Annotated in this window: 12 protein-coding genes; 5 read left to right on the top strand and 7 right to left on the bottom strand. The window is 48.7% G+C overall.

Features of this window, described 5'->3' with window-relative positions:
- Nucleotides 1-67 precede the first annotated feature (67 nt).
- The 4 genes from ACG2E4_RS05350 to ACG2E4_RS05335 form a co-directional block, all read right to left on the bottom strand.
- Entirely contained in the window at nt 68-2,845 is a 2,778-nt protein-coding gene (locus ACG2E4_RS05350; RefSeq protein ID WP_395275923.1) for a lamin tail domain-containing protein, read from the bottom strand.
- Nucleotides 2,846-3,512: 667 nt separating this feature from the next.
- Complete coding sequence (locus tag ACG2E4_RS05345; protein WP_395260941.1) at nt 3,513-4,817, bottom strand: dicarboxylate/amino acid:cation symporter; 1,305 nt, start codon at nt 4,815-4,817, stop codon at nt 3,513-3,515.
- Nucleotides 4,814-5,647 carry a DUF92 domain-containing protein gene (locus ACG2E4_RS05340; protein ID WP_395275922.1) on the bottom strand — a complete coding sequence of 278 codons (834 nt, stop codon included), beginning with the start codon at nt 5,645-5,647 and terminating at the stop codon, nt 4,814-4,816. The genes ACG2E4_RS05345 and ACG2E4_RS05340 overlap by 4 nt, the downstream gene beginning before the upstream one ends.
- Nucleotides 5,648-5,890 (bottom strand): DUF3098 domain-containing protein, encoded by a 243-nt coding sequence (locus tag ACG2E4_RS05335; protein ID WP_395260937.1) that lies wholly within the window; start codon nt 5,888-5,890, stop codon nt 5,648-5,650.
- A 554-nt stretch (nt 5,891-6,444) separates the two neighbouring features.
- Here ACG2E4_RS05335 and ACG2E4_RS05330 point away from each other — a divergent pair.
- The 5 genes from ACG2E4_RS05330 to ACG2E4_RS05310 all read left to right on the top strand — a co-directional run bounded on the left by ACG2E4_RS05330 (nt 6,445) and on the right by ACG2E4_RS05310 (nt 12,501).
- On the top strand, nt 6,445-7,068 hold the full coding sequence (locus tag ACG2E4_RS05330) for a Maf family protein (RefSeq protein ID WP_395260935.1): 624 nt from the start codon (nt 6,445-6,447) through the stop codon (nt 7,066-7,068).
- A complete protein-coding gene (locus ACG2E4_RS05325) occupies nt 7,061-8,998 on the top strand; it encodes a tetratricopeptide repeat protein (protein ID WP_395275921.1) in 1,938 nt (645 codons plus the stop codon). Before ACG2E4_RS05330 ends, ACG2E4_RS05325 begins: the two co-directional genes overlap by 8 nt.
- 2 nt (nt 8,999-9,000) lie before the next feature.
- A complete protein-coding gene (locus ACG2E4_RS05320) occupies nt 9,001-10,269 on the top strand; it encodes an asparagine synthetase B (RefSeq protein ID WP_395275920.1) in 1,269 nt (422 codons plus the stop codon).
- 112 nt (nt 10,270-10,381) lie between these two features.
- Nucleotides 10,382-11,149 carry a nucleoside triphosphate pyrophosphohydrolase gene (gene mazG, locus ACG2E4_RS05315; protein ID WP_395260930.1) on the top strand — a complete coding sequence of 256 codons (768 nt, stop codon included), beginning with the start codon at nt 10,382-10,384 and terminating at the stop codon, nt 11,147-11,149.
- A gap of 188 nt (nt 11,150-11,337) precedes the next feature.
- Nucleotides 11,338-12,501 (top strand): citrate/2-methylcitrate synthase, encoded by a 1,164-nt coding sequence (locus tag ACG2E4_RS05310; protein WP_395275919.1) that lies wholly within the window; start codon nt 11,338-11,340, stop codon nt 12,499-12,501.
- Nucleotides 12,502-12,665: 164 nt separating this feature from the next.
- On the opposite strand, the gene ACG2E4_RS05305 is transcribed toward ACG2E4_RS05310, so the two are convergent.
- The 3 genes from ACG2E4_RS05305 to ACG2E4_RS05295 form a co-directional block, all read right to left on the bottom strand.
- Nucleotides 12,666-13,316, bottom strand: coding sequence for a 7-carboxy-7-deazaguanine synthase QueE (locus ACG2E4_RS05305; protein WP_395275918.1), 651 nt, complete (start codon nt 13,314-13,316; stop codon nt 12,666-12,668).
- Between the two features lie 2 nt (nt 13,317-13,318).
- Complete coding sequence (locus ACG2E4_RS05300) at nt 13,319-13,702, bottom strand: 6-pyruvoyl trahydropterin synthase family protein (RefSeq protein ID WP_395260926.1); 384 nt, start codon at nt 13,700-13,702, stop codon at nt 13,319-13,321.
- Nucleotides 13,703-13,809: 107 nt separating this feature from the next.
- The gene (locus ACG2E4_RS05295; protein ID WP_395260924.1) at nt 13,810-14,442 is read right to left on the bottom strand and encodes a thioredoxin family protein; all 633 of its coding nucleotides are present in this window, start codon (nt 14,440-14,442) and stop codon (nt 13,810-13,812) included.

The raw sequence follows: 14,442 nt of genomic DNA, 5'->3' as shown, positions 1-14,442 counted from the left end.
TCTCCCTTTTTATTTGCGTGTTCCCGTTTAGTCGAACGATACCCGAAAAAACTCTTGACTTCTCAGTTTATTTGATAAGCGTCATTTTGCGTATATATACTTTTCCCATCACTTCCAGCTGAGCGATATAGATTCCACTCGGCATGTCGGTTGCATTCCAACTTTCATTGTGTTCGCCTACCTCCCTGACCTCATCTACCAGAGTAGCCACCTTTTGTCCCACAATAGTATACACGTTCAAGGTTACGTGAGCTTGTTCCGTCAATTCAAAAGAGATAGTAGTGGCGGGGTTGAACGGATTGGGATAATTGGGATTCAGTTTTACCTGTTCCGGTATATCACTTGACGCATCCCGTTCGCTACCCGGTGCAGAAGTCTTGACTGTAAACCGGGGCTTCTCTTCCTGTTTGGCTTTTACCTCGGTAGCGGCCGGCAGGGAGTGCATCGCCTCACTCTTTTGGGCCGTAGTTGTCAGTTCTTTTTCACGCGCCTGATACGTAAAGCTGTAGGACTGGTGGACATTCATATCCACTTCCTGTCCTGTTATATTATCAACGAGAGTGAAACTCCAGTCATCAGGCAGATCCCGTTTCTGCCAACTCAGGTCAAACTCCCCCTGCATGCCCTGGGCTTCCAGCTGCAGGTCCACTGAGAGTTCACCTTCAAAGTTATACGGGCGTGAATCCTGTGCTTTGAGCGTTGTACTTAATCCCTCCTGGTTTTCCTCCAAAGAAACAAATCCCACCAAGGCATAACGGGCCGTAAATGGCAGTAGTTTAGTCGCATCATACGGATCCCGTTCGTGCTCTGCATTTTCATGAAAATACAGCACGGCCGCTTTATCGGTCGTGGTAACCTGCTCCGAGGAGTTTTTGGCCTCCAACGTAAAAGCCAGGTAGCCACTTTTTGTATTTTCCTTATAAAATCGTCCCCCCGATGTTTTGGCCGAAAGGGGGAAATCAATGGATGTTGCATCATCGTTTTCAATAAAAAACCCCTGCCACGACTCCACTTTGTCATCATTTGTAGTGGTCAAAACATAAGATTCAGTATTATTGTCCCACACTTGACCGATCCCGCTTGCCAACGATCCTCCGTTGACCCAGGAACCTATGTCTGAAATATTGATCGCTGTTTCAAACGGGTTGCCCAGCAAATTCCACTTGTCGCCATCGGCGTGCAGAGGGACCCCGGTTAAATCTCCGGTATGTGTTTTCCCGGTCGCAGCATCCAGCGTAACAGGCAGATCGGAACTACCCGCTCGATCATTGTTGTAGAAATAGAGTATAAACCCCTTGCCGCTGGGCAAAGTCCCATCCAGGTTCCCTGGTGCCGTAAAACCGGATCCATCATAGCCGGTGAAAAAATTCTTCTCATGTCCATCGCCAAATCCTTGAATTGGGGCATCAATATCCGAAATCTTCATGCCGTCCCGCGGTGCCGAGAGCATTCTCCATCCTGCGGTTCCCTCAACGGTCAGGGAATTGGTAAAGCTGCTCCCGTCAATTCTTGTACCCGGGGAGAAATTAGTATCTGAAATGCCATCATGTTTAACAAAGCTACCCGATCCATCATGCTCTCTTACAAGTGAAGTTCCATCCCCTCCCTCACTTCCATAAGTATGAGAGTCAATTAAGTATCCACTCTTATTCTTTAAAACTACTCTATCACCCCCATTATTTAGGCGCAGGGAACTGGTTCCTTGTACAATTGAGTTACCAAAGTTTCCAGAAAAACCAGTACTACCAAAAGCAACTGCGGCACTATTAGCTTTCAATATAGTACCCGGCTCAAATGTAAATTGCACCTCATTTTCATCTGCAATTGTCCACCCGCTAATATCTACGGCTACTGGTTCATTATTGACAATTTCTACAAATTCATCATCATCAGTATCTATTTCATTGTCACCATCCGCATCCCCACCCGGATCCGCAAGGATCTCATTGATGACCACATCAGGCTGATCGTTGTCGTTGATGGTCAATTCGTAGGTTGCCGGCGTTCCCACTTTCGCACTCCCGGAAGTAGCTAGGTTGCCAAGCGTAAAGACGGCCGTTTCAGGTCCCTCAAAGTTGTTGTCGTCGCTGATCGTGAAGTTAACGGACTGGGTATCCCCGTCATCCGAGTCGGCAGGAAACGTAATGGTTTTGGTAACCGGTCCCGTAAAATCCTCCGCTACAGACGTGCTCAGGGTGGTCTGAAACGATATATCGGCCGTTACCTCGTGGCCGTCAGGCTTGGTAATCGATACGATTACCGAAAATGAGCCTGCATTCTCATCCAGGGAATTGCTGCTGGAGGTCAACTGTATCGTGGAATTCAGGTACTGTTCCGCATTGATGGCTCCGGGAGAAGCCTCGGCAGGTTCCTGCCAGGAAAAATCGCCGTATTGCAGTCCCGTACCGGTGAGTTGCAGTGAATGTGGGGGATCTTCAGGAGGCGGCGGTTCCTCATCCACGCCAATGTCAACGGAGGTGCTCCCATCCGCTGGTCCCCCGTCGGCCGTAAGAGTCCCCTCATAGCTTAAAAACTGGACCAGGCTGCCCTGGTAGCTTAATGCGATCGCCTCCTTGTCATTTTGTATGGAGGGAGGATACCAGGTATAGAAGGTGTAGTCTCGTTCACTGTCACCAACCGTAAAACTATCCAGGGTCTCACTATCAACGGGCTGGTCGTCGCTGCCATTATACAATGTTATCTCGAAATCGGAGAGGCTGTATGAATCCGGACTTTTGATGACAACCTCGATAAACTCCTCCGAATCTCCCCCCTCATTATCATAGTGAATTTCATTAATCCACGCATTGGGTTGCGCGTTGATGGTTGTCCCCGTCAGCGTCAAGACAAGTGGTACAAAAAAAAGTAATATTTTATGTAAGAATTTTGATCGTATCTTTACATACATAGCCAAATAGCTTCTCTTAAAAATAGCTCTCTTTTTTTTATTTCCCGACGTCGGTAATTAAGCTATTCTTAAGATATAATTCAATAAAATTTTAACAATACCAATAAATCACTTTAATACTTGAAACAATTATTTCAAGTATTTTGATTATTAAAATATATTTTATCATTTAATTAAAGATCCCTGTTCTATCCCTGCTTTCGATTATATAACTGTTAACATCCGGAATCCCCTGCTTATTGTTTAGCCCCATATTTTCTGGGAAAGAAAAGCATAAAAAGAGCTTCGCAAACCTCTGATACCGTCCGGGTTTAGTCTTATAACTGTATCGGGAATGTAACGAGAAATGTTGTCAAATTCTTTCCCGGCCAGTATTATATTCAGTAAAAACAGATAGTTACTTCTATTTTTTACCAAATTCTCTTGAGCTATTTTTTTGAAGAATCTTATTTATCTCTGTGGAATCACTGTTAAGAGAGGGCGTTGGAAAGACCTCATTTCCTCGTTGCAAGGGAGTTGTACTCCCGTTTTAAAAGTCAAAACGATCGGTGGTACAACCACCTCCCAACAACATAGCAGGTTCTGCAAAGATCCCTGAGAGTATCTAATCATCAAAATGCATATCTCCAAGCAGTCCCTCTGTGTGGGCCACTGCTACAGATACTGCGGCATCCCCCGTGATGTTGACGGCGGTGCGGCACATATCCAGGATGCGATCTACGCCCAGAATAAGGGCTATGCCCTCCACCGGTACTTCAATCGCCTGCAAGACAATCACCAGCATGATGATGCCCGCTCCGGGCACTCCCGCCGATCCCACAGAGGCCAGGGTGGCCGTCAGCACTATCGTTAGCTGCTGGGCAACAGAAAGATCCATTCCCAGTGCCTGGGCAATGAAGACCGCCGCTATCGCCTGGTACAGGCTGGTTCCGTCCATGTTGATAGTTGCACCGATCGGGAGTACAAAACTGGATACCTCCTCATCAACCCCTACATTTTTTTCGACCCGTTCCATGGTAACCGGTAGCGTGGCCGAACTGGAACTGGTACTGAATCCCAGCAGCATTGCCGGCCGGATAGCCCGGAAAAAATCGCTCAATTTCATGTTGCTGAAAAACTTAAACAGGCTGGAATACACCAGCGTCAGGTGCAGCGTGAGTCCCAACAAAACAGTAATGGTATACCACCCGAGCGCACCAAGCAGATCGAGGGCCCTGCCGAGATCGTCCCCCGCCAGGTCAACAATAACGCCCGCCATCAGGGCAAAAACGCCGTACGGGGCCGTCTTCATAATGAGGTCTACAATCTTTATGATGACTTCATTCAGCGCATCAAAAAAGTTAATCAGGATCTCTCCCTTTTGCAGCGGCAACTGGATAATACCGATTCCAAAAAGAATTGCTACAAAGACCACCTGCAGCATGCTGGAGTTATCGGAAGCCGCCGAAAAAAAGTTTTCGGGTACAATATCCACAAAAAAATCGAGGGGACTCCGCTCCATCACCTCCCGGGCGGATTCGCTGGAACCCTCCAGGTTTTGCTGGTATCCCTGCATCAGCTCGTTTTGTGTCTCCTTCGGCAGAAATTTACCGGGCTGTACCACATTGACGACCGTTAAACCGATCGTAATTGCCAGTACCGTGGTTACCATATAGAGCGCAACGGTCTTCCCCCCCATTCTCGAAAGCTTGGCGATATCATTGAGGCTGGTTACCCCAACAATAAGAGAGGCCAGCACAAGCGGAACCGCGATAAGCTTGAGCAGGTTGATAAAGATCGTTCCCACCGGGCTTATGTAATCCGTGGTAAAATCGGCAAGTCCTGTTACACTGGCGATGAGTCCCCATGCCAATCCCAGCAGCAGTCCGATAATAATTTGCCAGTGCAGTTGCTTATACCATACATTCATAATAATAGCAGTACGTTTATGATTACGGCTGTAAGTGAGCCAATACCGGTAGCAGCCCAGTTTACAAAATTATTGTCTATTCTCATCTGAAAGGGGGATTCATTTGTGTCGGAATCTTTCCGAACCTGTTGAAAGGTGGCTCCCAAATAAGAATCTGCGATATTTCCCAGAAATCCCGGCAGGAATACCGCCAGCAGGGCTACACCCCAGGTAATGGAGAAAAACAGGATTGAAGCAGCTGCAATCATCAGGCTTCCCAGTAATGCCGCAACGGTCCCCTGCAGGCTTATTCCGCCATCTGTGCCGGCTTTGACCCGCTTCAAATTGGTAATCAGGAAGGTGCTGCCACCAAACCTGTTGCTTCCCATTTCTGTAGCCCATGTATCTGCCGTAGCGGTAGCGATCGCCCCGGCCGCCCCAAAAAGAAACAGATCGGCCTTAAACACAAACCAACAGATAACGCACACGGCCACCCAGAAACCGTTGGCCCACACCTGGATCCCGTCTCTTCGTTTGCGCTCCGAAAAAGCCTGTGCCGTCGCTTCAATAACCACGATCGAATTCACTGAAAGAAGGGTGCTTGTTATAAAAAAAAGGAGTATCAGACCCGCCACAGTCCACCCTCCCAAACCAAAGGCGATGCCTCCAAAAACAGAAGCCGCCATCGCACCGTCAAGCGTCAGCCAGTTAAGGATGAATACCGCAAAGCTGAACAACAGCGCGGCCAGCAGGGCGATGATGATCTGGTATCGTTCGGGGCTACCCGCTGACAGTACGAACAGAAAAATAAGAAGCAGCAGGAAAGCATAATTGATTAATCGATCCAACACTTACTCTGAACTGTCAGGCTTGCTTTTATCATGTTTCATGATGGCAAATATCACGGTAATATAGCCTGCCATAATAACAATGGGAGATACATAAAGTGAGATAAATCCCTGCACCTCATTTTCCAGGTACATGGCAGTGAAGCCCACCACGACCAGTAGAAAACCAATCACCAGGGTTTTGTAATTCCAGGATGAAAAGAACATCTCATCGCTGCCGGACCTTGTTCTCTGCTTTGCTACCATTTGACGTCTTGATCTGTTACAATTTTCTTGAGCCTTGAAAGTATCTAAATATGTGGAATTCCAAAAACGCCAGAAGCAATTCATTATTTCATCCCCTGCCCAGCCGCTGAATGCAGCTTGTCGAAATTTCTATTTGAGGGTCCAGGAGACCGCTGTTTACATCCCGGCAATTAAATGGATAAAATACTTGCTTTTCCAGGATCTTTCCGTATCCTGAACTTGTTAAAAGAAAGTCAATAACACCCCGCTGAGGTGGGCGTTATTTCTTTGGCCAGAAGAAAGACAGTTCCGATATTACATCCATAATTTAACAGCCACCGGATCACAAATTTAGTGGACACATAACTACGGCGTTTAAAACCGGGATTTATCCAGGTCAATTGTAACCTTCGGTTGGCAGTCACAATTGGAACAGCGGAATTTATAAACCTGCCGGCGTTGGACAAAATAACCGGCTTTACCAGGTCTTCTGTTCAAGGATTGGCACACAAACTGCTCAAAAGGAACGCTTTTATGTTCTTCTCCCGAAAATTTAAAGTTATAAATCACATACGGTGAACATCATATTGGCATCGGGAAGCCCCCGTCGAAAGAGGCTCCTGGAACAGCTTAACCTTGATTTTGAAGTGCAGGCCAGCAATGCCAGCGAGACCTATAATCCCGATCTGCCGCCGGAAGAGATCGTACAAAACCTGGCGTTGAGGAAGGCCCGGCAAGTGGCGGGAGAACACCGTGGATCAGACCAGCTGGTAATAGGGGCCGACACTATCGTGGTTTTTGGGCAATCCATCCTGGAAAAACCCGCAACGCTGCGCGAAGCTGAACAGATGCTGAGAACACTCAGTGGAAATACGCACCAGGTATTGACGGGGGTTGCGCTTGTAAAAACTTCATCTCCGGGTAACAAACAGGAGATTCTCACGTTTTTTCAATCGACCGATGTCGTTTTCGGCGAACTCGATGAAATTGAAATTCAACAATATGTGCAATCCGGCCTGCCGATGGACAAGGCCGGCGCTTATGGAATCCAGGATGAGGGAGGCTCCCTTTTTGTGAAGCGGATCAACGGCGACTACTACAATGTGGTGGGTTTTCCGCTGCGTCTCTTTTATCAAAAGCTAAAGAAATTCGCACCCGAACTTCTCCACCCAGGATTAAACATTCCGCACTATGATTAAACAGCTTTGCACGTTCGGTTTTTCTATGGTTTTTTTGCTGGCTGTTACGGTACTTCCGCTGCAGGGCCAGAACAATCAGCAATACCACGTGGGTAACCAGCTGTTGCAACAGCAGAAATATGAACAGGCGTACCAGATCTTTGAAAAACTGCATCAACAAAACCCGGCCAACCCCTTGTTCCTGCAGAAAGCCACCGAATGCCTGATAAACCTCAAGCGCTATGAGGAAGCGATATCGATGGCCGAAAAAGCAATCGAACAGTCTGACTCCGACGGGCGGGCTTCGGTACGCCTGGCCGAGATTTACCACGTGAAGGGAGACACCGCGCGGGCGTTTTCAATCTGGGATCAAACCCTGGCTCAGCATTCGAATTTTCAAACCTACCTGGATGTGGCACGGACCATGAGCGACCGCAGGGAGTTTGCCCGTGCAGTTGAAATATATGAACAGGCCCGAACCCGGTTTTCCAATACAACCCTTCTGGCCACCGAACTGGCCAACACCTACATGCAGGCCGCTCAGTACGAGAATGCCGTAAATGAATTTTTACAACTCGTTCGCGAGGAGCCGGACCGTATCGACTATGTGCAGCGCAGCCTGATCCGCTATGGCGATGAATACCTGCATGATATTGCCATCCTCGAAATTGAAGAGTTCCTCGACGACCTTTCGTTTGATCATCCCTCGCACCGACGCCTGCACCAGCTGCACCAGTGGCTGCTGCTGGAACGCAACTTATATGAACGGGCCGTTGCAGCCGCCAAAGCGTATGAACAGCAATCGGAAAATGTAACATACAGCCTGCTGGCACTTGGCAACAGGCTGATATCAGAACATGAATATGAGCTGGCTGAAGAGGCTTATCAATATTATATCAGGAATGATATAGTCTCAGCCAAATACCAGAGCATGGAACAGCTCTCGCAGGTATACCAGTCGTGGGCCGACTTTCTCTCTGAACACAATCTGGCACATGCCCGGCGCAGAGATTCCCTTTACCAGCAGTCGTTCGATATCCTCCAGCAGCTGCAGGCTGAAGCTCCCTATTATAACCAGATGGGGCGTGTGCGGCTGCGACAGGCGGAACTGGCGATCGACTACCTGCACGACGTAGAGCTGGCAAAAAAATATCTCACCAGAATTCAGAACCAAAGCAATGAGTCCAACTCCGCCCAGCAATTTTACGTGGAGGGCAGGATCAAGCTGTATGAACAGGATTATGCCCGCGCTCGCATCGCCTTTACACGAAGCAACAAACAGGAAGGCATCGGATCCCTGGCGGAAAAAACGCGCTATTACCTGGCTCTTACCGACTTTTACGCCGGTGACTACGAATTCGCCAAGATTCAGCTGAATTCACTGGAGAAGCAGACAACCTCGTATTACGCCAATGATGCAGTACAGCTCCGCATCTGGATTCAAAAAGGATTAAGTGCCGATAGTACGGGCTCTATCATTGAACCGTTTGCCCGCGGGATGGAACATTTCAACCAGGGGAAGCACCGTGAGGCGGTCAAGGCATTGAGCCCGATTATCTCCGCCAAGGCATACCACCCGCTGATGGATGAGGCGTTGCTGGAGCTCAGCAAACACATTACCCCCGACCTAACCTATCTCACTTATGCGGCCATCAGCAATTACCTGGATCGCTGGGGACAAGCCTCTGCCCTGCGCGAACGCCTGATGTGGGAAAAAGCCCGCATAGCCGACCAGGTTGTCACCAACAGGATACCAATCGATCAACCATCCGAGACCCCTTCCCCGGCCGGGGAGCTGTTTCCAGCAACTGCTGCTGAAGAGTTCTCCCTCCCCGAAAGCCAGCAACAGGTTCAGACTCTTTACGAAAATATTTTACTCGAATTCCCAAACGGTTTTTACGCCTCCTATGCACGTAATAGAATTCAAGAATTAAAAAATCCCCAAACCTGATTATGAAACGCACTCTTCTGCTATTGTTCGCCCTTACATTCGGTCTGGGCTCCGCGGTCGTTGCCCAGCAAAAAGTATTCATCCCAATGGATGCTTCCCAAACAAACCACTTAAAGGCCTATGGCGTCGTCTTCAACTACCTGAAAGACGGTAACTCGGTTCAATGGCTGCTGAACTACCAGGGCGGGAGTTTTGTAGCACCCTATTCCGACGAACTGATCCGCGAAACCCGGCTGAAAAACGTTAAAACCCGCACCATAGGAGCAGCCGAAGCTTCCAGGATAATTGCGGACGTGGAGCAGCCTCAGGCAAATACATCCGTAGTACAGCTAGACAAGGCTCCGGAAATTGCCGTTTACACCCCAAAACAGGCCCTCCCCTGGGACGATGCCGTAACACTTGCACTGGAATATGCGGAGGTGGATTACGACAAAATATGGGACCCCGAGGTGCTGAACGGGAAGCTCTCGGAATACGACTGGCTGCACATGCATCACGAAGATTTTACAGGGCAATACGGCAAATTCTGGGTCTCCTACCGCAACCATCCCTGGTATATCACCCAGGTTAACCAGATGGAACAAATGGCCAGAGAGATGGGCTACAACAAGGTGAGCAACGAAAAGAAAGCGGTGGCCCGCGAGATCAAGGAATATGTGGGAAACGGAGGGTTCCTTTTTTCCATGTGCTCCGGTACCGATACGTTTGATATCGCCCTGGCCGCTGAAGGCGTAGATATTGCACCCACCCCCTTTGACGGGGATCCGGCCGATCCCAATGCCCAGGAAATGCTGGATTACTCCAAAACGCTTGCATTTACCGATTTCACGATCAGCCTTGATCCCACGGAATATGAACACGCCGATATTGATGTGCCGGTACAGCTGAACGAGGTGGATCAAAAGCTCGATTTCTTTACCCTGTTTGAATTTTCAGCAAAATGGGACCCGGTACCCACCATGCTTACCCAGAATCACGTGAGCAGCATTAAGGGATTTTACGGGCAGACCACCGCTTTTCAAAAAGACAAGATTAAAGAGTCGGTGGTAGTACTCGGGGAAAGTCCGGGGCGCGATATGGTGAAATATATTCATGGAAATTACGGTCGCGGCACCTTTACCTTTTACGCCGGACATGATCCCGAAGATTACACCCACCGCGTGGATGATCCGCCGACCGACCTGAGTCTGCATCCCAGCAGCCCCGGTTACCGTCTGATTCTCAATAATATCCTCTTTCCCGCCGCCACAAAGAAAAAACGGAAAACTTGATTATCTGTTACAGGTTAAAAGTTGAAGGTTACAGGTTGAAGGATGTTTGACACAGTTGCAACCTATAACCTTCAACCTGTAACCTTCAACCTTCAACCCGTACGAGTTTGTAATGATTGAGGCATCGAAAAACTTTAACGATCTTGTTGAAATTATTGAAATTCTCAGGAAAGAGTGTCCCTGGGACCGTAAACAGACCCACCAGAGCATAAAAGACAACCTTATTGAGGAAGCCTATGAGGCGGTAGAAGCGATCGACCGAAATGATCTTGAGGAACTCAAAAAAGAGCTCGGCGATCTGCTGCTTCACGTGATATTCCACAGCACCATGGCCTCGGAAACCGATTCATTTTCGATCGAAGATGTGATCTTGTCAATCCAGCAGAAGTTAATCCAGCGTCATCCGCATGTGTTTGGGGATGAAGTCGTACGTGATGAACAGCAGGTCGCGGAAAACTGGGAGACCATCAAGATGAAAGAAGGCAGAACCTCGGTGTTGGAGGGCGTTCCGAATCATCTGCCCGCCTTGATCAAAGCCCAACGCATGCAGGAGAAAGCCGCAAATGTGGGCTTCGACTGGCCGGAAGCAGAGCAGGTGCTGGACAAGGTAAAAGAGGAGCTGGATGAGCTGAAGGAAGCGCTTGAAAACCAAGACCGGGAAGAGTGCCGGAACGAGTTTGGGGACCTGCTGTTTTCGCTCGTCAACCTCGGGCGATTTTATGAGCTAGATGCAGAAGATTCTCTCCGGATAACGAATCGAAAATTTGAACAGCGATTTCGCTTCGTGGAAGAAAAGTTAGACAAAGAGGGACTTGAGATCAACAAAGCTACATTAGAACAGATGGATGCCTACTGGGAAGAGGCCAAATCCAGCGAATAACCTTTCATACATTCTTCAATTTTGTTCAATACATTGCAAACGTTCATAACTTCCTGAATGTTTGAAGAGTAGCAAATGGAAGTAGCTAAAGCATTTACGTAAGTTAGGACCTGATATTTTATCGCTTCCATATTATATTGGACCGAATTTTATAACCGATAAAACCAATTTAAAACCGGAGAACAGGCATGGCCGAGAGTGTAAAAACAGAGATTGATTTAAGTCAGTATCCTCACATTAACAAGGGGCTGGATGGTATCGTCGCATTTAGCTCCCGGAAAAGTTTTATTGATGGACAGAAAGGTGAGCTTATCTACGACGGGTACAGCATAGAAACACTGGCTGAAAATGCCACCTTTGAAGAGGTCTGTTTTTTGCTCTGGCACGACCGTTTGCCGAACCAACAAGAGCTCGATGAGCTCAACAAAAAAATGCAGAAAGCGCGCTCCCTCCCCGAACCGGTGCTCCAGTATATCCGCAATACTTCAGCCTCGGCGGAACCGATGTCGGTGCTCCGCACCGGCGTGTCTATGCTGGGTGACTTTTATGAAACGGGAAAAAAAAGCGGCCCCGACGGCTGGGTTGACAAAGCGATTACAATCGCTGCCAAAATGCCCACGATTATTGCGGCTTTTGATCGAATAAGAAACGACAAAGAACCGGTCTCGCCGCTGAGCGACAAGAATACCGCCCACAACTTTCTCTACATGCTCAATGGCGAACATCCGGGTGAACAGGCTGCCAAGACCATGGATCTCTGCCTGATACTCCATGCCGAACACGGCATGAACGCCTCCACCTTCACCAGCCGTACCATTTGTGCCACCGAATCGGATATGTTTTCTGCCATTACCGGGGCGATCGGTGCGCTGAAAGGTCCTCTTCACGGGGGAGCCAACCAGGCGGTTATGAATATGCTGCTTGAAATTGAGGAACAAGATGCCGACCCGGTTGAGTTTGTCAAGGAGCGACTCGCCAACAAGGAAAAAATAATGGGTTTTGGTCACCGCGTATACAAAACTATGGACCCGCGGGCCAGAATCCTGCGCAGCATGTCTAAACAGCTTTCGGAGGAAACGGGTCATGTTGAGCTCTACAACTGGTCGGAGGCGATCCTCGAAACAATGAAAAGTGAGAAAAATATCGACCCCAATGTCGACTTTTTCTCCGCTACAGTCTACTACTCGATGGGGATCAAGCCTGACCTTTACACCTGTATCTTTTCCATGAGCCGAGTTTCCGGATGGACCGGCCACTATATTGAACAGGCTGAAAACAACCGGTTGATTCGCCCAAGAGCACTGTACATCGGAGAAAAAAACCAGGATTGGGTACCGGTTGAGGAGCGATAGTTCTTTAGCACTTCTTAACGTTTTACAAAGCTCGTGCCTTTTGAAGGTGCGGGCTTTTTTACTATAAAGACGAGCCGGGAGTAACGAATGAAAAGGTGATACTTCCTTATCTATTACTCGTTAGAGGGTTTTGCAAAGGTTCACTCGTTACTTATCACTTTTTACTATCTAACCCCCAAAAACTTATGCGTCTGCAGGCTAATGCCCCATTTGGGATTTTTTTTGACGTAATCCACAATAAGCTCCATTGAGGAGGGCGTATCCCATTCGGGTTGCAGCAGGAGTGTGGTGTCATCTGGGCATTTATCGGCATTTTTTTCCGCCCATTCAATATCTTTCTGCCTGAGCACCACGACTTTAAGTTCATCCACGTAGGGAAAAATCTCTTCGACCGGCTCTTTAAACCGTTTGGGAGAAAGCGTGATCCAGTCAAGATACCCGGAGAGTGGTGAAGAACCACTGGTTTCGATATGGACGCTGAGCCCCGCTTCCCTGAGCCTGTAGGTAAGTGGATCGAGGTCATGCAACAGTGGCTCGCCTCCCGTTATGACCGCCATCGGGGCGCCACTCTCCCTGGCCCGGCGTACAATCTCTTCAACCGCTACCCGGGGATGCGCATCCTCATCCCAGCTCTCCTTGACATCGCACCACCAGCAGTTGACATCACAACCGGCCGTTCGTATGAAGTAGGCGGCCTTTCCCGTATGGGCTCCCTCACCCTGGATGGTATAGAAATCCTCCATCAAAGGGTATTCCTCCTCTCCGAAGGATTCCGCATTCAGTAGATCGTCTGCTATTTCTGTAGAAGTAAACATGGCTAGTCTTCGGTGTATTCAACCCAGCTGTCTTCAGTTTCCCAAACCGTAACCGTCAGTCTTATATTATCCGGAATGCGCTTGCTGGTTTCCTGGTGAATAAATTCCGCTATGCGTTCAGCGGTGGTCGCGCAGGGCAGCTCCTCGTTCAGGAGACTGTGATCCAATCCTCCTTTTTCAGCCCCTTTCGAGGCCCATTTTAGTTCCCGGAAATCGCATACCATGTCCGGAGAATCCAAATATTTTGAGGGATTCAGCTCGCTTGACTCCGCTCTCATCTGCACCCGATAGGAATGGCCGTGCATGCGACCGCATTTCCCGTCGTATCCTTCAATAAAATGGGCGGCGTCGAACGTAAATTCCGTATGAAGTTTCCATGTTGGCATAACCCCTCAAAATAAAATAAAAATGAGGTTTGCCCAATAGACAAACCTCATAAAATTTTCCCCGTGATGTACGGTAATTTCTCAGGTTGACCGCATGTAAAACAGCTCTAACGCGCCCGTTTAATGGAGCAACCCAGCGACTGCGAACTCCTGGTCGAAATTTCTTCTCCGGCCGCCAGTTCATTAATTGCATCACGCAGGTAGTGCCGGCTCACCTCCTCCGCCGACTTGGCATTGTCGTCGATAGCCCCCTTGTATACGAGCTCCAGGTCGGAGTTAAAAAGGAATACGTGGGGTGTTTTGCTGGCCCCGAACGCATCGGCCAGCCTGTTGCTTTCATCCAGCGCATAGGGGAACTGGTAGTTCATCTCTTGCGCACGCTGCTTCATATCTTTAAATCCATCCCCCCTGTCGCGGTAAGTCGTATTCGGGTTTAATGCGATCATCCCGATCCCTTTCTCCGCTGCGAGGTTGGCAATCGGGTTGTACCGATCCTCCCACGCTTCTACCCACGGACAGGTATTACAGCTGAAAATAACCAGCAGTCCGTTTTCCTGAGCCACCCCGGCAAGGGTCAGCATTTCACCTGATACATCTTTTACCTCGGTCTCCGTCATCGGGGCCTGGCTGCCGAGCTCAAGCTCCTCGACGGGGGCAGTATCGGCGGGATAAAAAGCCCACGCTGTAATTCCGATAAGCAAGCTCAATAACGCGGTAGTTGTCAAGGTTCTTTTCTTCAT

Source organism: Halalkalibaculum sp. DA384 (assembly GCF_043951955.1).
Taxonomy (GTDB): domain Bacteria; phylum Bacteroidota; class Rhodothermia; order Balneolales; family Balneolaceae; genus JAMQKA01.
The sequence above is the reverse complement of the archived record's forward strand: the minus strand, read 5'-3'. Positions and strand labels throughout refer to the sequence as shown.

Coding starts and splice junctions, on each gene's coding strand:
- ACG2E4_RS05345 (WP_395260941.1), bottom strand. CDS start 4,817: ATGAATGTATGGTATAAGCAACTGCACTGGCAAATTATTATCGGACTG.
- ACG2E4_RS05335 (WP_395260937.1), bottom strand. CDS start 5,890: ATGGTAGCAAAGCAGAGAACAAGGTCCGGCAGCGATGAGATGTTCTTT.
- ACG2E4_RS05325 (WP_395275921.1), top strand. CDS start 7,061: ATGATTAAACAGCTTTGCACGTTCGGTTTTTCTATGGTTTTTTTGCTG.
- ACG2E4_RS05320 (WP_395275920.1), top strand. CDS start 9,001: ATGAAACGCACTCTTCTGCTATTGTTCGCCCTTACATTCGGTCTGGGC.
- mazG (WP_395260930.1), top strand. CDS start 10,382: ATGATTGAGGCATCGAAAAACTTTAACGATCTTGTTGAAATTATTGAA.
- ACG2E4_RS05310 (WP_395275919.1), top strand. CDS start 11,338: ATGGCCGAGAGTGTAAAAACAGAGATTGATTTAAGTCAGTATCCTCAC.
- ACG2E4_RS05305 (WP_395275918.1), bottom strand. CDS start 13,316: ATGTTTACTTCTACAGAAATAGCAGACGATCTACTGAATGCGGAATCC.
- ACG2E4_RS05300 (WP_395260926.1), bottom strand. CDS start 13,702: ATGCCAACATGGAAACTTCATACGGAATTTACGTTCGACGCCGCCCAT.
- ACG2E4_RS05295 (WP_395260924.1), bottom strand. CDS start 14,442: ATGAAGAAAAGAACCTTGACAACTACCGCGTTATTGAGCTTGCTTATC.